We start from the raw sequence: 20310 nt of genomic DNA, 5'->3' as shown, positions 1-20310 counted from the left end.
CGGCACGATCAGCGCGCGAAGTACCCGCGGTAGTACTCGTAGACCCAGCCGACGATGGCGATGACGAACACGCCGACACCGATCGGCACCATCCACGCGCCGACGGCCAGGCCGATCATCGCGAGAGCAGCCGAGAAGGCGAGGACGATCGGCCACCACGACCACGGGCTGAACTCGCCCAGCTCAGGGTCGCCGTCGTCGATGTCGGACGTCAGGATGTCTTCGGGAAGCTCGCCGCCCTGCGCGTTGTGCACGCGGCTGATGTAGAACGCGATCAGCGCAGCCATCAGCGCGGTGAAGACCAGCGCCACGGCGCCGACCCACTCGATGGCGTTATACCACGGCACGTCGGGGTGGGCGACGATGTTCCACACGATGTAGACCACGCCGACGAGGGCGAAGAAGACGGTGAGGAGCCACCAGAGTCCGGTGTTGGTGCGCACTTACTTCACCTCTCCGTCGGCGGCGTCGACAACCGGGGCTTCAGGCGCGTCCTTCGCAGGGCCGACGCCGACGGGGATCCCCGCCTCCGGGTGGTTGAGGTCGAACGCCGGACGCTCACTGCGGATACGCGGGATCGACGTGAAGTTGTGTCGCGGCGGCGGGCACGAGGTGGCCCACTCGAGCGATGCGCCATAGCCCCACGGGTCGTTGACGGTCACGCGCGGCGCCTTGCGGGCGGTGATCCACACGTTGAACAGGAACGGGATCATCGAGGCGCCGAGGATGATCGCGCCGACCGTCGAGACCTGGTTCTGCCAGGTCCAGCCATCGGCCGCCGAGTAGTCCGCGTAGCGGCGCACCATGCCGTCCACGCCCAGCCAGTGCTGGATGAGGAAGGTCATGTGGAAGCCGATGAACAGCAACCAGAAGTGCACCATGCCGAGACGCTCGTTGAGCATCTTCCCGGTCCACTTCGGCCACCAGAAGTAGAAGCCGGCGAACATCGCGAAGACGACGGTTCCGAACACCACGTAGTGGAAGTGCGCGACGACGAAGTACGAGTCGGAGAGGTGGAAGTCCAGCGGCGGCGACGCGAGGATGACTCCGGTGAGGCCACCGAAGACGAACGACACGAGGAAGCCGAGGGCGAAGACCATCGGGGTCTCGAACGTGACCGAGCCTCGCCAGAGCGTTCCGATCCAGTTGAAGATCTTCACGCCGGTCGGCACCGCGATGAGCATCGTCATGAGTGCGAAGAACGGCAGCAGCACCGCGCCGGTGACGTACATGTGGTGAGCCCACACCGCCACGGACAGCGCCGCGATCGCGATCGTCGCGTAGACGAGGGTCTTGTATCCGAAGATCGGCTTGCGGCTGAAGACCGGGAAGATCTCCGACACGATGCCGAAGAACGGCAGGGCGATGATGTACACCTCTGGGTGTCCGAAGAACCAGAAGAGGTGCTGCCACAGCAGGACGCCACCGTTGGCCGGGTCGTAGATGTGGGCACCGAGCACGCGGTCGGCCGCGGCGGCCAGGATGGCGGCGGCGAGCACCGGGAACGCCATCAGGATCAGGATGCTCGTGATGAGCGTGTTCCACGAGAAGATCGGCATGCGCCACATGGTCATGCCCGGCGCGCGCATCGTGATGATCGTCGTGATGAAGTTCACCGCGCCGAGGATCGTTCCGAAACCGCTCATGCCGAGGCCGAGCATCCAGAGGTTTCCTCCGGCGCCCGGGGAGAAGCTGGCGTTGGCGAGCGGCTGGTAGGCGAACCAGCCGAACGAGGCCGCGCCCTGCGGGGTGAGGAAGCCGGCGACGGCGATGGTCGAACCGAACAGGAACAGCCAGAACGCGAAGGCGTTCAGACGCGGGAAGGCGACGTCGGGCGCACCGATCTGCAGCGGCAGGATCGCGTTGGCGAAGCCGGCGAAGAGCGGCGTCGCGAACATGAGCAGCATGATCGTGCCGTGCATCGTGAACAGCTGGTTGTACTGCTCCTTCGTCGGGATGATCTGCATCCCGGGCTCGAAGAGCTCAGCGCGGATGATCAGCGCCATCACTCCGCCGAGGAGGAAGAACAGCACCGACGAGATGAGGTAGAGGTAGCCGATCGTCTTGTGGTCGGTGGAGGTGATCCACTTGACGATGATGTTGCCCTTCTGCTCGACGCGCGACGCGCTGAGCAGTGCGGCCTGGCGAGGCGGCAGGGTGGTCGGGCGACCCTGCGTCGTCCCCTGAAGCGGAACCGTCGTCGCCATGATCAGTGGTCTCCCTCGGAGCTCGCACCCGTGCCGGGCAGATTCTGAAGTCGGTCGTACTCGTCGTTGATGTCACCGGTCTGGCCGGCCTCGCGAAGGGACGCGAGATAGTCCTCGTACTCGGCTTCGCTCACAACCTCGACGTTGAAGAGCATCATCGAGTGGTACTCGCCGCAGAGCTCGGCGCACTTGCCGGCGTACTCCCCCTCGCGGGTGGGCGTGAACGACCAGTAGTTGTCCCTCCCGATGTACATGTCCTTCTTGTACAGGAAGTCGATGATCCAGAACGAGTGGATCACGTCGCGGGACTGCAGCTTGATCTTGACCGTCTTGTCGACCGGGAGGACGAGCTTGGGCAGCTCGCTGGTGACGGTGCCCTGCTCGTCGGTCTGCGCCTGGACGCCCATGGACCACACGGTGTCGTCGTCGCTCTCGCCGTCATACTGGAAGTCCCAGGACCACTGCTTGCCGATCGCGACGATCGAGACGTCGGGGTCTTCCGTCTGCGTCTCGAGGATCGTCTGGTCGCGTGCGGTGAACGCGAAGAAGCCGATCACGAGGATGAGCGGCACGACCGTGTAGAAGATCTCGATCGGCATGTTGTAGCGCAGCTGCACGGGGAGGCCGACCTGACCCCGGCGACGGCGATAGGCGATCGCGGCCCAGCCCATGAGGCCCCAGGTGATGACGCCGACAGCCAGCAGCACGATCCAGGAGTTGACCCACAGACCGGCGACCATGTCGGTGCGGTCGGTGGCCGGCTGCCCGCTCTCGACGAAGCCCGGCAGGAAGCCGTGGAGCTCGGTCGGGGTGCATCCGGCGAGTACTGCGGCCGTTGCGATCCCGAGCGGGAGAACGGCCCAGCGGATACGGCGTTTCGAGGGCACGGTGCACCTTTCCGGGTCGCGAACAGGACTCTCCTCAGTCTAGGGCAAGCATCCAGGGTATTCAGGCCATCCGCCCAGGTTGAACTGTGTCGCGAAGGCGAAAAACCGCAGGCCCGGAGCACTCCGTGGAGCGCTCCGGGCCTGCGGAAATCGGGCTCGGATCAGTGGAAGCTGTCACCGCAGGCGCAGCTGCCGGCGGCGTTGGGGTTGTCGATCGTGAACCCCTGCTCCGAGATCGTGTCCTTGAAGTCGATGGTCGCGCCGTCGAGGTACGGGACGCTCATGTCGTCGACGATCACCTCGACGCCGTCGAAGTCGACCGTCTTGTCGCCGTCGAGATACCGCTCGTCGAAATACAGCTGGTAGATCAGCCCGCTGCAGCCCCCGGGCTGCACGGCGACGCGAAGACGCAGGTCGTCGCGACCCTCCTGCGACAGGAGGCTCTTCACCTTGAGCGAAGCGGCTTCGGTCAGTGCGACGCCGTGTTCGCGAACGGACTGGTCGGTCGACAGCGCAGTGTCGGTCATGGCACTCCTCCGGACGGGCCGCCTGATCCGGTGATCGGTACCGGGGCGACGGGATGCTGCGATTCTACGCCCGTAGTCCGAGAACCGGCTCCGAGCGGGGCGTGTCAGCCGCGGTCGCCGCGGGCATCCAGCTTCTCGAGCAGCAGCGCCTCCGACAGCACCGCGTTGCGGAACGTCTCGAGGTGAAGCGACTCGTTGGGGCTGTGCGCACGGGCGTGCGGGTCTTCGACGCCGGTCACGAGGATCTGCGCGCCGGGGAATTCGCGCACGAGGTCGGCGATGAACGGGATCGACCCGCCCACGCCGATGTCGACGGACTCGACACCGTAGCCCTCATGCAGCGCCTCGCGAGCGGCCTCCACCGCCCAGCCCGACGTGTCGACCAGGAAGGCGTCTCCGTAGTCCTGATCGGTGAACGTCAGCTCCGCTCCGAACGGCGCGTTCGCCCGCAGGTGGGCCTCGATCGCGGCATACGCGTCGCGCGCAGGCTGCCCGGGCGGGATGCGGGCGCTGATGACGACGGAGATCTCCGGGCTCAGCGTGTTGGAGGCGTTGGCGACGCTGGGCGCGTCGATGCCGGTGACCGTGATCGACGGCTTGTTCCAGATCCGGCTCAGGATCGTGCCGCGACCGATCGGCGAGACGCCGGCGGGCAGGCCGGCCTCGTCGCGCAGCGTCTCCTCGCTGTAGGCGGGGGTCTCGGCCTCCCTCTCGGTAAGTCCCGCGACCGCGACCGCCCCGTCGGCGTCCCACAGCGTGGCGAGCAGCTTCACCGTGGCCATCATCGCGTCGGGCACCGCTCCCCCGAACATCCCGGAGTGCGACGCGTGGTCGAGCGTCTTCACGCGCATCGTGAAGCGCGTGTTGCCGCGCAGCGACACCGTCAGCGCTGGGGTCTTGTCGTCCCAGTTGCCCGAGTCGGCGACGACGATCACGTCGGCGCGCAGCGCGTCTGCGTTGTCGGACAGGAACTGCGCGAAGGACCGCGAGCCCGCCTCCTCCTCGCCCTCGAAGAACAGCGCCACGCCGAGGTCGAAGTCGTCGCCGACGGCCTCCTTCAGAGCGCGGAGGGCCGCGATGTGCGCCATGATGCCGGCCTTGTCGTCGGCGGCGCCGCGGCCGTACAGGCGGCCTCCTCGGACGGTCGGCTCGAACGGCGCCGACTCCCAGAGCGCCTCGTCGCCGACGGGCTGGACGTCGTGGTGCGCGTACAGCAGGATCGTCGGGCGCCCGTTGCGAGCGGCGCGCGTCGCCAGCACGGCCGGCTGACCCTGTTCGTCGGTGCCCGGGATCGCGGCCCGGCGGATCTCGACGGTCTCGAAGAGCCCGGTGGCACGCACGAGATCGGCGACCGCCTCGGCGCTGCGCTGTACCGGAGCGGTGTCGAAGCCGGGGAACGCGACCGATGGGATACGCACGAGCGCACCGAGGTCGGCGAGGGCGGAGGGGATGCCGGAGGCCGCGGCGTCACGCACAGCATCCTGTCGGGAGAGCTCAGTCGTCATGCGGGTAATCTTAAGTGCACCCCCGCACCCGGACTTCCGAGGATCATCGTGGCCAAGAACCCCGCAGCACCCGCGTCGAACGACGCTCCTTCCGACGGAACGGTCCTCAACGGCGTGCCGGTGACCGGCAAGGGGCGCGCCACTCCCAGCCGAGCGGAGCAGGAGGCGGCACGCAAGCGCCCCCTCGTCCCCGACACCAAAGAGGCCAAGGCACGCGCCCGCGCCGAGCTTCAGGCGCAGCGCGACAAGGCCCGCGTCGGCATGGCCGCGGGCGACCCGCGCTACCTCCCCGCGCGCGACCAGGGGGCGCAGCGCAAGTTCGTGCGCGATTACGTCGACGCCGGATGGCACCTCGGCGAGGCAGTCATGCCCGCAATGGTGGTCGTGATCCTCGCGACGTTCATCCCGGTGCCCGAGGTGCAGTACTACTCGTTCGTCGCGCTGTGGATCTTCATCCTCTTCGTCGTCGGCGACATGGTCCTGACGTCGATCAACGCCAAGCGCGCCGTCAAGGCCAAGTTCGGCGCAGACAAGATCGAGAAGGGCCTCGGCTGGTACGCGGCGATGCGCACCGTCCAGATGCGCTTCCTGCGGCTGCCCAAGCCGCAGGTCAAGCGCGGCCAGCGTCCCGTCTGAACCGGGTCATCCCCCCGCGCCGACAAGACGGTGCGGGATGCCGCACCTCAGCGTGCGCGCGCGAGTCCGCGGTTGATCTGCCGCGCCCACAGCGGACCGCGATAGAGGAACGCGGTATATCCCTGCACCAGCGTGGCTCCGGCATCCAATCGTTCCTCCACGTCATCGGCGGTCTCGACGCCGCCGACGGAGATGACGCAGAAGTCCGCGGGCACCGCGGTGCGCACCAGGCGCAGGACGTCGAGGGCGCGCGCCTTGAGGGGAGCGCCCGACAGTCCCCCGGCGCCGGCCTTCTCGACGACGGCGGGCTCGGTCACGAGGCCCTCGCGGGAGATCGTGGTGTTCGTCGCGATGAGTCCGGCCAGGCCGAGGCCGACGGCCAGCTGTGCGACGGCGACGACCTCGTCGTCGGGCAGATCGGGGGCGATCTTCACGAGCAGCGGCGTCGCGCCCGCGGCCGCGTGCACCGCTTGCAGCAGCGGGCGGAGCGTCTCGACCGCCTGCAGCCCGCGGAGGCCGGGCGTGTTCGGTGACGACACGTTGACGACGAGGTAGTCGGCGAGCGGCGCGAGCAGCGTCGCGCTGCGGACGTAGTCCGCGGTCGCGTCGTCGACGTCGACCACACGGCTCTTGCCGATGTTGACGCCGATGACGCCGCGGCGCTTCCGCCGGCGCAGCTTCTCGAGCCGGCGCGCAGCGGCCTCGGCGCCGTGATTGTTGAAGCCCATGCGGTTGATCACGGCGCGGTCGGCAATCAGCCGGAACAGCCGCGGTCGCGGGTTGCCCTCCTGCGGGATGGCCGTGAGGGTGCCCACCTCGACGTGGCCGAAGCCGAGCGCGAACAGCCCGGCCGCGCCCTTGACGTCCTTGTCGAAGCCCGCGGCCACGCCGAACGGCGAGTCGAACGAGAGGCCGAGTGCCGGCGTCGCGAGTCCGGGGTCGGGGCGGGTCAGGCCGCGGGCCGCCCACGAGAAGGGCGGAACGCCGAGCACCCGGATGACCGCCATCGCCGCGTGGTGCGCGGTCTCGGGGTCCATGCGCGACAGAACGGTCCGGAAGAGGAGGGGATACATCCCGTCCAGGCTATCCGGTCGGCCGGGCGCGCCCGGACCCGGGAGCTAATCGGCGACGGCGCGGACGGGACGGTCCTGGTGATCGGCCCGCAGCTGGTCGATCGCCGATTCGAAATCCTCGAGCGAATCGAACGCCTGGTAGACGCTCGCGAACCGCAGATAGGCCACCTCGTCGAGCTCGCGCAGCGGGCCGAGGATCGCGAGTCCGATCTCGTTCGTGTCGAGCTGGGAGGCGCCGGTCTGACGAACGGTCTCCTCTACGGTCTGCGCGAGCACGGCGAGGTCTGCCTCCGTCACCGGTCGCCCCTGGCACGCCTTGCGCACCCCCGACATGACCTTCTCGCGACTGAACGGCTCGATGACGCCCGAGCGCTTGATCACGTTGAGGCTGGCGGTCTCGATCGTCGTGAAGCGGCCTCCGCACTCGGGGCACTGACGACGGCGACGGATGCTGAGGCCGTCGTCGCTGGTACGGGAGTCGATGACGCGCGAGTCGGAGTGGCGGCAGAACGGACAGTGCATGGCAGAGACAGCCTACGCCCGGGTCAGCCGGCCGGCGTCTCGAAGCGGGCGACGACGGCTTCGCCATGGGCGGGGAGGGCCTCGGCCTCGGCGAGGACCACGATCGCGTCGCGCACGGCCTCGAGCGCGGTGTGGTCGTATTCGATGACCTGCTGCGGGCGCAGGAACGTCGAGGCCGACAGCCCCGCCGAGTAGCGGGCCTGCCCGCCGGTCGGCAGCACATGGTTGCTGCCCGCGAGGTAGTCGCCGAGGCTCACCGGCGAGTCGGCGCCGACGAAGACGGCGCCCGCGTGCACGAACTGCTCGGGCTTCGGATCACGCAGGTGGAGCTCGAGGTGCTCGGGCGCGTAGGCGTTGCTGAAGGCGGTCGCGGCGTCGAGGTCGTCGACCAGGACGATCGCCGACTGCGGACCCGCGAGCGCCGCCTGGACGCGCTCGGCGTGTCGGGTCGCCGCGGCGCGCGGCGCGATCTCGGCCGCGACAGCCTGGGCGAGGCTCTCGGAGTCCGTCACGAGCACGGCGGATGCCTGTTCGTCGTGCTCGGCCTGGCTGATCAGATCGACGGCGACCAGACGCGCGTCGGCGCTGTCGTCGGCGACGATGAGGATCTCGGTGGCGCCGGCCTCGGCATCCGTCCCCACCAATCCCGCCACGGCGCGCTTCGCCGCCGCGACGAAGTTGTTGCCGGGGCCGGTGACGATGTCGACCGGGTCGAGACCCAGCACGCCGACGCCGTGCGCGAGTGCGCCGATCGCGCCGGCACCGCCCATCGCGTAGACCTCGTCGACCCCCAGCAGCTTCGCGGCCCCGAGGATCACCGGGTGCACGCGGCCGCCCTGGTCGCGCTGCGGCGGAGAGGCGACCGCGATCTCAGACACACCGGCGACCTGCGCCGGCACGACGTTCATCACGACGCTCGACGGGTAAACCGCCTTTCCGCCCGGAACGTAGAGACCCACGCGCCGAACCGGCTGCCACCGCTGCATCACCCGCGCGCCGGGCGCGAGCTGCGTGGTGACCGGCGCCGGCACCTGTGCGGCGGATGCCTCTCGCACGCGCTCGATCGCCTGCTCGAGCGCGTCGCGCACGGCCGGATCGAGCGATTCGAGCGCCTCATCGAGGTGCGACGCCGGAACCCGGATGGCGTGACCCGTCACGCCGTCGAACTTCTCCGCCTGGTCGCGCAGTGCCGTCTCGCCGTGCGAGGCGACGTCGGCGACGATGCGCGCGGCCGTCGAGAGCGCCTCTTCGCGTGCAGCGGTCGCCCGCGGCACGGTGGCGAGGAGTTCGGCCGGAGACAGCGTGCGTCCCCGCAGATCGATCGTCCGGAGCATCCTTCTACGGTAGCGGGTTCCTTGTCGCGGTCCGCCGGATCGAGTGCGACCCCGCGAAGCGCGGACGTGTATCGAGATCAGCCGCGTGTGACGCCGGAGACGTCGTGCAGGTAGCCGATCCGGCCGTCCTCATGGCGCACCACGAACACGTCGACGCGGTCCTCGATCACGAGCGCCCACGCGGTCGGACCGATGCGGAACACCGGGATGCCGATCTCGTCGACGACGTCGCGCTCCTCGGGCACGAGCGCCCAGAAGGCCTGGTGACGCGAGGAGGACTCGGCCGCCGGCTCGGCGGTGCTGCTCGGCGTCTCGACGGCCTCGTAGGTGTCGCGGGTGTGCGCGGGCTCGAACGCCGTCGTCGCGGCGGCGGGCTCCTGCTCGGCACGGGTCTCGACGGCCGGTGCAGCTTCGGTGACGGGAGCGGCCTCGCCACGCGGTGCAGCCTCGGCTGCCGGAGCGGCACCGGCATGCTCCGTCCCGTGGGCCGAGCCGGTGTCGTACGCGGTCGTGGTGTCGTACGCGGTCGTGGTGTCGTACGCCGCCGTGGCCTCGGCCGCAGGCGGTGCGTACTCGGCGAAATCGGCGCCCGCGGGCCCCTCCGCGCGCGGCGCGGCGGGGCGCGGTGAGACAGGGCGGATCGGTCGCGCGTTGCGGTGTGCCGGCACCTCGGCGCGACCGCGGAAGTCCTGGCCGAGCGTCGGCAGGAGCGGGGCGAACACCGTGAGCACGACGCCGATGAGCATGAGTGCGAGCTCGACCCAGATCACCCACGTGCGCACCCAGCGCCCGCTGTCGATCCCGAACGCGACCGTCTCCCAGACGAGCTGCAGCCAGACGATCGCTGCGACCGAGAACGCCACCGATGCGAACTGGTCGATACCCAGCGAGCCCACACGGCGGATGCCGGTCGGCGAGAGGCGACGGAGGACGATGAGGAAGACGGCGACGGTCGGCACACCGATCGAGAGGATCCAGAGGATGCTCGCCGTCCACACCGAGTTGAAGCGTCCTTCGTCGATCGAGAAGAACGAGACGACGAACGCGATCAGCCACACGCCGACGAGGGCGACCTCGCGGATCGAGAACGGTCCGACCCCGTACTGAGGCGGTTCGTCCTGGTGGTTCTGCCCTGCGGCGACGTCGAATTCCTCAGCACGCTGATCGTCGGTCACGATGTTCCCTTCCGGCCGCGCACGGCGGCATACGTCGTTGTCATGCTACTCACGCCTCATGAGACGGAAATGAGATGGGATGCCTCTCAGCCGAGGCACTGCGGACCGAGAAGTCCCTTGAGCTCGCCGTAGAGATCGGCGGTGAGCTGCACCTGGTGCGGGATCTCGAACACCTTGGCCGCCGACCCGCTGTGGAGCTTGATCGTCACCTCGGTCTCGCCCCGGTGACGCTCGAGCATCCGCGCGAGTTCGCCGATCGTCGCCTCGCTCGCCCGGCGCTCGGGCAGCAGGAGCACGAGCGGCCCCGAGGCGTCCATCGCCCCCAGATCCGGTGCGAAGGCCGACTGCGCGTGCAGGTTGAGACCGTCGTCGCGCCGCGACACGCGACCGCGCACCACGAGGATCGAGTCGGCCACCAGCATCGAGCTGAACTCGGTGTAGGTCTTGCCCATGAACATCACGGTCACCTCGCCGTTGAAGTCTTCGACGGTGATCATGCCGTACGGATTGCCGCTGGCCTTGGCCACGCGGTGCTGCACGCTCGTCACGAGCCCCGCGATGGTCACCTGGTCGCCGTCGTTGACGTCTTCGGACGAGAGCAGGTCGTGGATGCTTGTCGACGCATGCTTGGCGAGCGCGATCTCGAGCCCGGCCAGGGGGTGGTCCGAGACGTAGAGACCGAGCATCTCGCGCTCGAACGCGAGCTTGTCCTTCTTCGTCCACTCTGGACGCTCGGGCACCTTGGCCGGCACGACCTCCTCGGCCTCGTCGTAGAGGCTGTCGAAGTCGAATCCGATCGCGCCGGTCGCCGCCTTGCGCTTGGTCTCGACCGCGGCCTCGGTGGCGTCCTCGTGGATCTCCATGAGGGCCCGGCGGGTCGAGCCGAGCGAGTCGAAGGCGCCGGCCTTGATGAGCGACTCGACCGTCCGCTTGTTCGCGACATGGATGGGCACCTTCGTCAGGAAGTCGTGGAAGCTCACGTACCCGTCGTCGGCACGCGCCGCGACGATGCCGTCGACCACGTTGGCGCCGACGTTGCGGACGGCGCCCAGGCCGAAGCGGATGTCTTCGCCGACGGCTGCGAAGTAGCGGATCGACTGCCCGACGTCGGGCGGCAGCACCTTGATGCCCATGCGGCGGCACTCATTGAGGTACACCGCCATCTTGTCCTTCGAGTCGCCGACGCTCGTCAGCAGCGCGGCCATGTACTCGGCCGGATAGTGGGCCTTGAGGTAGGCCGTCCAGTACGACACGAGTCCGTACGCGGCCGAGTGCGCTTTGTTGAAGGCGTAGTCCGAGAACGGGAGGAGGATCTCCCACAGCTTCTGGATCGCCTCGTCGGAGTACCCGTTCGCGTGCATGCCGGCCTGGAAGCCCTCGAACTGCTTGTCGAGCTCGGACTTCTTCTTCTTGCCCATCGCGCGGCGCAGGATGTCGGCCTGACCGAGGCTGAAGCCGGCGACGCGCTGCGCGATCGCCATGACCTGCTCCTGGTAGATGATCAGGCCGTAGCTGGTGTCGAGGATGTCGGCCAGGGACTCGCGGAACTCCTCGTGGATCGGCGTGATCTCCTGCTGACCGTTCTTTCGCAGGGCGTAGTTGATGTGCGAGTTCGCCCCCATGGGGCCGGGACGGTACAGCGCGATGACGGCCGAGATGTCTTCGAAGTTGTCTGGCTTCATCAGCCGCAGAAGCGAGCGCATCGGCCCGCCGTCGAGCTGGAAGACGCCGAGGGTGTCGCCACGCGAGAGCAGCTCGTACGACTCGGCGTCATCGAGCGTGAGGTCTTCGAGCACGAGAGGGTGGCCGCGGTTCGCCTCGATGTTGTCGAGCGCGTCGTTGATGATCGTGAGGTTGCGCAGCCCCAGGAAGTCCATCTTGATCAGGCCGAGGGACTCGCACGCGGGGTAGTCGAACTGCGTGACGATCTGGCCGTCCTGCTCGCGCTTCATGATCGGGATGATGTCGATCAGCGGCTCGGACGACATGATGACGCCGGCGGCGTGGACGCCCCACTGGCGCTTCAGGTTCTCGAGCCCGACCGCAGTGTCGAAGACCGTCTTGGCCTCGGCATCGGTCTCGATCAGCGCGCGGAACTCGGAGGCCTCTTTGAAGCGCGGATGGCTCTTGTCGAACATGCCCTCGAGCGGCATGTCCTTGCCCATGACGGCGGGCGGCATCGCCTTGGTGAGCTTCTCTCCCATGCTGAAGGGGAAGCCCAGCACGCGCCCGGCGTCTTTCAGCGCCTGCTTGGCCTTGATCGTGCCGTAGGTCACGATCTGCGCGACGCGCTCGTCGCCGTACTTCTCGGTGACGTACTGGATGACCTCGCCACGACGACGGTCGTCGAAGTCGACGTCGAAGTCGGGCATCGAGACGCGGTCGGGGTTGAGGAACCGCTCGAAGATCAGGCCGTGCTGCAGCGGATCGAGGTCGGTGATCTTCATTGCGTACGCGGCCATGGAGCCCGCGCCGGAGCCACGGCCGGGACCGACGCGGATGCCGTTGCGCTTGGCCCAGTTGATGAAGTCCGCGACGACCAGGAAGTAGCCCGGGAAGCCCATTTGGACGATGACGCTCGTCTCGTACTCGGCCTGCCTGCGCACCTCGTCCGGAATGCCACCGGGGTACCGATCGCGGAGTCCGTTCTCAACCTCTTTGACGAACCACGACTCTTCGGTCTCGCCGGGGGGCACGGGGAACCGGGGCATGTAGTTGGCGCTGGTATTGAACTCGACGTTGCAGCGCTCAGCGATCAGCAGCGTGTTGTCGCAGGCTTCGGGGTGGTCGCGGAACACCTGGCGCATCTCGGCCGGCGTCTTGACGTAGTAGCCGTCGCCGTCGAACTTGAAGCGCTTCGGGTCGTCTAGCGTCGAGCCCGACTGCACGCACAGAAGAGCAGCGTGGCTCGACGCGTCGTGCTGGTGCGTGTAGTGGAGGTCGTTCGTCGCGACGAGCGGGATGTCGAGGTCTTTCGCGATCTTGAGCAGATCGGTCATCACACGCCGCTCGATCGAGAGCCCGTGGTCCATGATCTCGGCGAAGTAGTTCTCTTTGCCGAACAGGTCCTGGAACTCGGCGGCCGCCGCGCGTGCCGCGTCGTACTGCCCCAGGCGCAGGCGCGTCTGGACCTCGCCCGACGGGCAGCCGGTCGTCGCGATCAGCCCCTTGCCGTATTTCTGCAGCAGGTCGCGGTCCATGCGGGGCTTGAAATAGTAGCCCTCGATGCTCGCCAGCGATGACAGGCGGAACAGGTTGTGCATGCCCTCGGTGGTCTCGGAGAGCAGCGTCATGTGGGTGTACGCACCGGAGCCCGACACGTCGTCGTCATTCTGCTCGGGTGTGCCCCACCGCACGCGGGCCTTGTCGGAGCGGTGCGTGCCCGGCGTGACGTAGGCCTCGATGCCGATGATCGGCTTGATCCCGGCATCTTTCGCGGTCTTGTAGAACTCGTACGCCGCGAACGTGTTGCCGTGGTCGGTGACCGCGATGGCGGGCATCTCGAGGCGCGAAGCCTCCTGCACCATCGGGCCGATGCGGGCGGCTCCGTCGAGCATGGAGTACTCGCTGTGGACATGCAGGTGAACGAAGGAGTCGGATGCCACGGATCGAGCCTAACCAGCCCCGCAGACACCTCGGTGCCGCGCGCCGGGATGGCGCCGATCGACCGGGCCAGGTCGCTTCACCCTCGAGTCGAAGGTGAAACCAGCGCCCGGTCGCGTTCGCGGTCAGGGCGCCTCGTCGACCACGCTGATCGTCGTCCGGTAGGCGGCATCCGGCACGGTGCCGGGCACCACCCCGTCTGCCGCTCCGAAGGTGGTGGACCGCGACGTCACGAGCCCCGTCGCCGTGTCGATCGTCAGCGTCTCGTGACGGTCTCCCGGGTAGGTGTACGCGATCGTCGACGTCGTCTGATCGGCGGTGACGATCTCCGCGCCGGGCACCAGGGCGAGTGCGCGGAACATCGCCGCACGCAGCGCCGGGGGTGCGGCGTTCAGCTCGAGATCCTGGATCAGCATGAGGACGACGGCGGCGTCGAGCGCACCGTCGGGAGCGAGGTTGGCGTCGACGGCCCGCTGCCGGTTCCACTCCAGGAGGGCTCCCGGGTTCAAGGGCATCTCCGCGTAGTAGGCGTCCGATCCCGGAGCAGGCTCCCCTTCGAACGACTCGGTGACCCCGCCCTGCACCCGATCCACGATCAGCTCGTCCACCCCGCTGTTCCGGTCCCACTCGGCGATCAGCTGGTCGGTCGCGGCGCCGAACCGGCCCGTGATCTCGTGCTCCGGTTCGAACACGCGGACCCACTCGCCCGACCGATCGGACGGGATGTACTGCACCCACGTGCCCGTCGAGACCCACGCCGCCGTCGCGGACTCCCGGGTCGCGTTGTACGGGCTGTGGGGAGCATCCTGCGCGTACAGCACGAGCTGCTCGATCGTGTGCTCGATCTTCAGGTAGCGGCCGTCGGCCATCGCCGAACCTGCTGATTCGCCCGCGAGCGCAGCCGCGCCCTCGAGCACGTCTTGCGCAGTCGGAGCAGTGGGAGTCGTGGGGGTGGTGGGCCTGGGCTCCGGCGCCGGCTCGACGGTGACGACGGGCGTCCGCACCACGTCGGCGTCCGGGTTCGGCTGCACGACAGCGGTCGAGTCCGTCATCGAGATGGCGATGGCCGTCGCAGCGGTCCCCGCCAGCACGGCGGCTCCGATCCCGCCGCCGAGCGCCCAGCGGAAGCGCCGCCGGCGCGCAGTATCCCCGTCGATCGCGTGCCGGAGCGCTCGCTCCGCGACCACGATGGTGTCATCGTCGAGCCCGGCCCCGTCTCCGAGGTCACGCACGAGATCCAACACGTCCATCGATCCCACCACCTTTCCTGTCTGTTGCGGATTGTGGCCCGTCGGCACCGGCGCTCAGCTTCTTCCGCACCCGGTTGAGTCGGGAGCGCACCGTGCCCGTCGGCACCCCCAGCGCCTGGCCGATCTGCTCGTAACTGAGATCTCCCCAGGCGTAGAGCAGGAGCGTGTCGCGGTCGCGGCGCGCCAGTCCCGCGATCAGCGGCGCCAGCGAGCGGACGGAGGCGGCGGCGTCCAATCGATCCCCCGCTGCGTCAACCGCGCCATCCGACGACGGCGCACGGCTGCGCGCCTCGGCTGCGAACGCCCGCCACTGGGCGGCCTCGTCTCGGCCGTGCTTGCCCGCCACACGTGACGCGATGCCGAGCAGCCAGGGACGCGCCGACTCCCACGCGGTGTCGAAGGAGGCCCGCCGGCGGAAGGCGATGAGGAAGGTCTCGCTGAGGACGTCCTGGGCCGCGGCGAGACCGACACGTCGCGCCGCGAATGCGCCGACCGGCTTCGCGTGTCGCACGAAGATCTCGGCGAACTCCGCGGGTCTCTCCAGGGAGAGCCGGATGATGTCGGCATCGGTGGTCACAATGAGTATTGTCCGATTCGCGGCATCCGGTTCATATGGGGCGAGCGGATCGGGAGCCGGATCCGCACGGGTAACGTGAACGGATGCCCACACCCGATTTCGTCCTCCGGCTCCGCGAGCAGGTCGGCACGGCCCCGCTCCCCCTCGTGGGTGTCACGGCGGTGGTGTTCCCCGATGAGAACGTGCCGGTCGGGCGACGGGCAGACAACGGCCGTCCGCCGTGCGTCTCGGGCATCGTCGACCCCGGCGAGCAGCCCGCCGACAGTGCGGTCCGGGAGTGCGCGGAGGAGGCCGGCGTCGCCGTGCGCGTCGAGCGGCTCGCCTTCGTGCAGGCGATGCCGCGGCTGACGTACGCCAACGGGGATCAGGTCGACTTCGTCGACCTCGTCTTCCGGTGCCGCTGGGTGTCGGGTGACCCGCACCCCGCCGACGGCGAACTCACCGAGGTCGGCTTCCGCGGGCTGGAAGAGCTCGGCGACATGGAGCAGGAGCAGGTGCGGCGCATCGCCCTGGCCGTCGCCGAGGACGACCCCGCGCGCTTCGAAGGCGGCCGGCCGAAGTGACCCGGCACGCGGAGAGCCGCCGCGTCAGCGGAGGTCGAGCCGCATGAGCACACGGGGGAAGCCGTTGAGCACCGAGTCGGTGTCTGCCGCCTTGCGGAAACCAGCCCTCATGAAAAGCTCCTTAGTGCCGACGTAGGCCATCGTCAGGTCGACCTTCTCGCCGCGGTTGTCGACGGGGTAGCCCTCGATCGCGGGCGCGCCGTTCTCCTTGGCGAAGGCGACGGCGCCCTCCAGGAGTGCATGCGAGATGCCCTTGCCGCGATGGCCGGGACGCACCCGGAGGCACCACACGCTCCACACGGCGAGGTCGTCGACGTGCGGGATCTTGCGGTTCGTCGCGAAAGCGGTGTCGGCGCGCGGGTGCACGCCGGCCCAGCCGACGACCTCGTCGCCGTCGTAGGCCAGCACGCCGGGCGGGCCCTCCTTCATGAGCTCGCGCACCCGCTCACCCCGCGCTTCGCGGTGCAGCGAGAGGTTCTCCTTGCTCGGAACGCGGTAGCTGAGGCACCAGCAGACGTCGGCGTCAGGGCGCTTCGGGCCGACCATCGTGCGCACATCGGCGAACTTCTCGGCAGGAACCACCTTGATCGATGACGTCACCGTCTCAGCCTGGCACCGGCGTCCGACACCCGCATCGGACCGCGTCGTCAGTCGCCGCGGAGCACCTCGAGGGCGTGGGCGAGATCGGGTGGGTAGGGCGACGCGAACGTGACCCAGTCCCCCGTAGACGGGTGAGCGAACGACAGCTCGTGAGCGTGCAGCCACTGCCGCGTGAGCCCGAGGCGCGCCGCCAGAGTCGGGTCGCTTCCGTACAGCGGATCGCCGACGCACGGATGCCGGTGGGCGGCCATGTGCACGCGGATCTGGTGGGTGCGACCTGTCTCGAGATGGATCTCGAGGAGAGATGCCCGGGGGAAGGCTTCGAGCGTCTCGTAGTGCGTGACCGAGTCCTTGCCGTCGGGAGTCACCGCGAACTTCCACGAATGGTGGGGGTGACGGCCGATGGGTGCGTCGATCGTGCCCGCGAGCGGGTCGGGATGCCCCTGCACGACGGCGTGGTAGATCTTGTCGACCTCGCGCTCCTTGAACGCGCGCTTGAGCACGGTGTACGCGTGCTCGGTCTTCGCGACGACCATCAGACCGCTGGTGCCGACGTCGAGGCGATGCACCACCCCCTGGCGCTCGGCAGCGCCGGTGGTCGCGATGCGGTAGCCGGCCGCGGCCAGGGCGCCGAGCACCGTGGGCCCCTCCCAGCCGACCGAGGGGTGCGCCGCGACGCCGGAGGGCTTGTCGACGACGACGATGTCGTCGTCGTCATACACGATGCCGAGGTCGGGCACCTCGACGGGGACGATGCGCGGCTCCTCCTTGGGCGCCCACGAGACATCGAGCCACGCGCCGCCCCGCAGCTTGTCGGACTTCGCGAGAGTGCGTCCGTCCATCGCGACACCGCCTGCGTCGGCGACGTCCGCCGCGAAGGTGCGTGAGAAGCCCAGCATCTTGGCGAGGGCCGCGTCGACCCGGGTGCCGTCGAGGCCGTCCGGGACGGGAAGACTGCGCGACTCCACGTCAGCCCTTCGAGGAATCGGATGCCGCGGCATCCGCTTCGCCGTCACTGCCCGCGCCGCCGGCGCTCGCACCGTCACCGTCCTCGGCGTCGATCGCGGCGGCTTTGCGCTCGCGCGTGCCGTCGAGGTGCAGGCCGACGAGCACCAGGAGCGCGACGCCGATCATCATCGAGACGATGAAGATGTCGGCGATGTTGTAGATGGCCGGCATCATCCACGGGGTGTTGATGAAGTCGATCACGTGGCCGACCGGGAAGCCCGGCTCGCGGAACATGCGGTCGGTGAGGTTGCCGAGCACGCCGCCCAGGAGCAGTCCGAGCGCGACCGCCCACAGCCGTGACTTCACGCGGGTGGCGGCGAGCCACACGATCGCGACCGCGACGGCGGCCAGCGCGATGGTGAAGATCCAGGTGACCCCTTCGCCGAGCGAGAAGGCCGCGCCGGGGTTGCGGACGAGATAGAAGATCAGGAAGTCGCCGATGACGGGAACCGGCTGCTCATACGGCAGGTTCTCGAGGGCGAGCTGCTTCGTGAACTGATCGGCGGCCAGCACCACCACCGCGAGAACCGCGATGATGGCGCCGGCCGCCGCCTTGCGAAGGGGGGGCCGGTCTGCCAAAGGGCAGGCCTAGAGGCCGATGGCCGAGACCGGCGTCGAGCCCGAGGACGTGGACGTGGTCTCGAGGTCGCGCAGCTGACCCTCGATGTAGCTGCGCAGCTGCGCGCGGTAATCGCGCTCGAAGTTGCGAAGCTCCGAGATGCGCGACTCGAGCTGAGCGCGCTCACGGTCGAGCTTGGCGACCTCGTCGCGGCCGCGCGACTCCGCCTCGGAGACGATCTGAGCGGCCTGGGCCTTGGCGTCGGCGATGAGCTGGTCGCGCTGGGCGCGGCCTTCGGCGACGTGCTCGTCGTGGAGACGCTGAGCGAGCTCGATGATGCCGGCGCTGGCGGCACCGCTGGGCGCCGACTCGGCCGCGGCGGGGGCGGCGGGCGCGGGCGCCGGAGCGGGAACCGGCTCGGCGGCGCGGGCGGGAGCGGGGGCTGCACCCGACTCGTAGGCAGCCAGCTTGGCCTTCAGCTCCTCGTTCTCGGCGAGGGCCTTGCGCCACTCGACGACGATCTCGTCGAGGAAGTCGTCGACCTCATCGGGGTCGAACCCCTCCTTGAAGCGGACGTGCTGGAACTGCTTGGTGACGACGTCATCGGGGGTCAATGCCATGGTGATTCCTCTTTCGAGCGCTCAGGTCGCTGGCCGATGTCGGGGGTCGACCGGCCGGCGGCTGGTCGTATCAGGCAAGCATAGCCGCGGGTCCCCGAGAGTGTCGAAGTACGACGGCGTGCCCGCAGCGGATTCGTCAGCTCGCGATGGCGCGCGTGACGCTCAGCAGGATGAAGCACAGGAGCATCGTGAGGGCGAACCCGAAATCGATCGCGATCGCGCCGACCCGCAGCGGCGGGATGAACCTGCGGAACAGCTTGATGGGCGGGTCGGTGACGGTGTAGACGATCTCGGCGGCGACCAGCCCCGCGCCCTTCGGGCGCCATTCACGGTTGAAGAACGGGATCCAGTCAATGATCAGCCGCGCGAGCAACAGGAAGACATAGAGGAGCAGTGCCAGATTCAGGATCGAGGCGATGAGTTGGACGACGGCCACGGATCCAGACTACGGCTGTGCGAAGGGGACGGATTCCGGGTCGGCCTGTGCGACCGCTCCGTCACCGGACACCGCGACGTTCTCGGGCGAGAGCAGGAAGACCTTGCTGGTCACGCGCTCGATGCGGCCGTAGAGGCCGAGCGAGAGCCCGCTTGCGAAGTCGATCAGGCGGCGCGCGTCGGCGTCGCTCATCTGCGACAGGTTGATGATGACCGGGATTCCGTCTCGGAAGTTCTCGGCGATCACCTGGGCGTCGCGATACTGCTTGGGGTGCACCGTGAGGATCTCGCTGATCGCGGTCGGTGCCGGCTGACGCACGACGGCGGGGCGGTGCAGCGGGGTGACCGGGGCGGCCTTCTCGACGACCGCCTCGGGCTTGCGGCTGCGCGGCTGCGGCGCGGGCTCGTCGTAGACCTCTTCCTCGTCGGCGAGGCCCAGGTACACCATGGTCTTCTTGAGCGGGTTCGACATCGCATCCTCCGTAGTGCTCATCTGTTCCGAGGTTAACCGTGCAGGGGCCGCGGGCCCGTGATTGCCGAGCCGATCCGCAGGTGTGTCGCGCCTGCGGCGATCGCTTCGGCGAAATCCGCCGTCATTCCGGCGGAGATCCAGTCCGCGTCCGGCACGACCGCCCGGACGGTGTCGGCGAGGCCCGGCAGCTGCGCGAAGGCGGCTTCGGGCGCGACATCCAGCGGTGCGACCGCCATGATGCCCCGCACGCGCAGGCTGGGCAGCGCGGCGGTGTGGGTGGCGAGACCCTCGAGATCAACCGGCGCGACCCCGCCGCGGCCGGGGTCGTCGGTGAGGTTGACCTGAAGAAGCACGTCGAGCACAGACGCGTCCGGGCCGGCGGCCGCATGCAGGGCGTCGGCGAGTTTCTCGCGGTCGACGGAGTGGACAACGGATGCCGCGGCCCGGATCGCCCGCGCCTTCTTGGTCTGCGCCTGCCCGATGAAGTGCCAGTGCAGGTCGGTGAGGTCGCCGACCTCGGCGACCTTGGCCGAGAACTCCTGCTGGCGGTTCTCCCCCATGTCGCGCACGCCGAGCGCATAGAGCTCGCGCACGAGCGACACGGGGTGGAACTTCGTCACGACGATGCGCGTGAGCGCGGCCGGGTCCCGCCCGGCCGCGCGCGCGGCATCCGCTATCCGCTCGTCGACGTCTGCGAGACGATCGGCGAGCACTCCGGCGAGCTCAGAGGCGTCTGGCACGGCGTGTCGGTCTCTGA

21 protein-coding genes are annotated in these 20310 nt (G+C 68.9%); 2 read left to right on the top strand and 19 right to left on the bottom strand.

Features of this window, described 5'->3' with window-relative positions:
* Positions 1-8 precede the first annotated feature (8 nt).
* The 5 genes from H9622_RS10090 to H9622_RS10070 form a co-directional block, all read right to left on the bottom strand.
* Entirely contained in the window at positions 9-443 is a 435-nt protein-coding gene (locus tag H9622_RS10090; RefSeq protein ID WP_191766269.1) for a cytochrome c oxidase subunit 4, read from the bottom strand.
* The gene (gene ctaD / locus H9622_RS10085) at positions 444-2207 is read right to left on the bottom strand and encodes an aa3-type cytochrome oxidase subunit I (protein WP_191766268.1); all 1764 of its coding nucleotides are present in this window, start codon (positions 2205-2207) and stop codon (positions 444-446) included.
* A 2-nt stretch (positions 2208-2209) separates the two neighbouring features.
* Entirely contained in the window at positions 2210-3094 is an 885-nt protein-coding gene (ctaC, locus tag H9622_RS10080; RefSeq protein ID WP_191766267.1) for an aa3-type cytochrome oxidase subunit II, read from the bottom strand.
* 161 nt (positions 3095-3255) lie between these two features.
* Entirely contained in the window at positions 3256-3621 is a 366-nt protein-coding gene (locus H9622_RS10075) for a HesB/IscA family protein (protein WP_191766266.1), read from the bottom strand.
* 104 nt (positions 3622-3725) lie between these two features.
* Positions 3726-5126 carry a dipeptidase gene (locus tag H9622_RS10070; RefSeq protein ID WP_191766265.1) on the bottom strand — a complete coding sequence of 467 codons (1401 nt, stop codon included), beginning with the start codon at positions 5124-5126 and terminating at the stop codon, positions 3726-3728.
* A gap of 48 nt (positions 5127-5174) precedes the next feature.
* On the opposite strand from H9622_RS10070, the gene H9622_RS10065 reads away from it, so the two are divergent.
* Positions 5175-5762: a DUF3043 domain-containing protein gene (locus H9622_RS10065; RefSeq protein ID WP_191766264.1), complete on the top strand. Its 588-nt coding sequence runs from the start codon at positions 5175-5177 to the stop codon at positions 5760-5762.
* Positions 5763-5809: 47 nt separating this feature from the next.
* On the opposite strand, the gene H9622_RS10060 is transcribed toward H9622_RS10065, so the two are convergent.
* The 7 genes from H9622_RS10060 to H9622_RS10030 form a co-directional block, all read right to left on the bottom strand.
* On the bottom strand, positions 5810-6835 hold the full coding sequence (locus H9622_RS10060; RefSeq protein WP_191766263.1) for a quinone-dependent dihydroorotate dehydrogenase: 1026 nt from the start codon (positions 6833-6835) through the stop codon (positions 5810-5812).
* Between the two features lie 45 nt (positions 6836-6880).
* Entirely contained in the window at positions 6881-7357 is a 477-nt protein-coding gene (gene nrdR / locus H9622_RS10055; protein ID WP_191766262.1) for a transcriptional regulator NrdR, read from the bottom strand.
* Positions 7358-7380: 23 nt separating this feature from the next.
* Entirely contained in the window at positions 7381-8691 is a 1311-nt protein-coding gene (gene hisD, locus H9622_RS10050; protein WP_191766261.1) for a histidinol dehydrogenase, read from the bottom strand.
* Positions 8692-8768: 77 nt separating this feature from the next.
* Positions 8769-9866: a hypothetical protein gene (locus tag H9622_RS10045; protein WP_318247083.1), complete on the bottom strand. Its 1098-nt coding sequence runs from the start codon at positions 9864-9866 to the stop codon at positions 8769-8771.
* A gap of 86 nt (positions 9867-9952) precedes the next feature.
* Positions 9953-13471: a DNA polymerase III subunit alpha gene (gene dnaE / locus H9622_RS10040; protein WP_191766260.1), complete on the bottom strand. Its 3519-nt coding sequence runs from the start codon at positions 13469-13471 to the stop codon at positions 9953-9955.
* 123 nt (positions 13472-13594) lie between these two features.
* Positions 13595-14719 carry a hypothetical protein gene (locus H9622_RS10035; RefSeq protein ID WP_191766259.1) on the bottom strand — a complete coding sequence of 375 codons (1125 nt, stop codon included), beginning with the start codon at positions 14717-14719 and terminating at the stop codon, positions 13595-13597.
* Complete coding sequence (locus H9622_RS10030) at positions 14694-15296, bottom strand: RNA polymerase sigma factor (protein WP_191766258.1); 603 nt, start codon at positions 15294-15296, stop codon at positions 14694-14696. Before H9622_RS10030 ends, H9622_RS10035 begins: the two co-directional genes overlap by 26 nt.
* Before the next feature lie 83 nt (positions 15297-15379).
* On the opposite strand from H9622_RS10030, the gene H9622_RS10025 reads away from it, so the two are divergent.
* The gene (locus H9622_RS10025; protein WP_191766257.1) at positions 15380-15859 is read left to right on the top strand and encodes an NUDIX hydrolase; all 480 of its coding nucleotides are present in this window, start codon (positions 15380-15382) and stop codon (positions 15857-15859) included.
* Between the two features lie 24 nt (positions 15860-15883).
* On the opposite strand, the gene H9622_RS10020 is transcribed toward H9622_RS10025, so the two are convergent.
* From H9622_RS10020 to H9622_RS09990, 7 genes are all read right to left on the bottom strand, one after another.
* Positions 15884-16405: a GNAT family N-acetyltransferase gene (locus tag H9622_RS10020; RefSeq protein ID WP_191766595.1), complete on the bottom strand. Its 522-nt coding sequence runs from the start codon at positions 16403-16405 to the stop codon at positions 15884-15886.
* 101 nt (positions 16406-16506) lie between these two features.
* The gene (locus H9622_RS10015; RefSeq protein ID WP_191766256.1) at positions 16507-17427 is read right to left on the bottom strand and encodes an RluA family pseudouridine synthase; all 921 of its coding nucleotides are present in this window, start codon (positions 17425-17427) and stop codon (positions 16507-16509) included.
* A gap of 1 nt (position 17428) precedes the next feature.
* Positions 17429-18046 carry a signal peptidase II gene (gene lspA, locus H9622_RS10010; protein WP_191766255.1) on the bottom strand — a complete coding sequence of 206 codons (618 nt, stop codon included), beginning with the start codon at positions 18044-18046 and terminating at the stop codon, positions 17429-17431.
* A 9-nt stretch (positions 18047-18055) separates the two neighbouring features.
* Positions 18056-18646 (bottom strand): DivIVA domain-containing protein, encoded by a 591-nt coding sequence (locus H9622_RS10005; RefSeq protein WP_191766254.1) that lies wholly within the window; start codon positions 18644-18646, stop codon positions 18056-18058.
* A 136-nt stretch (positions 18647-18782) separates the two neighbouring features.
* Positions 18783-19082: a YggT family protein gene (locus H9622_RS10000; RefSeq protein ID WP_191766253.1), complete on the bottom strand. Its 300-nt coding sequence runs from the start codon at positions 19080-19082 to the stop codon at positions 18783-18785.
* Between the two features lie 9 nt (positions 19083-19091).
* Positions 19092-19553 (bottom strand): cell division protein SepF, encoded by a 462-nt coding sequence (locus H9622_RS09995; protein ID WP_191766594.1) that lies wholly within the window; start codon positions 19551-19553, stop codon positions 19092-19094.
* A gap of 32 nt (positions 19554-19585) precedes the next feature.
* Entirely contained in the window at positions 19586-20293 is a 708-nt protein-coding gene (locus H9622_RS09990) for a YggS family pyridoxal phosphate-dependent enzyme (RefSeq protein WP_318247082.1), read from the bottom strand.
* Between the last annotated feature and the right edge of the window lie 17 nt (positions 20294-20310).

Source organism: Microbacterium gallinarum, assembly GCF_014837165.1.
Classification (GTDB): domain Bacteria; phylum Actinomycetota; class Actinomycetes; order Actinomycetales; family Microbacteriaceae; genus Microbacterium; species Microbacterium gallinarum.
Note: the sequence above shows the minus strand (reverse complement) of the source record. Positions and strands in the feature narration are given on the sequence as shown.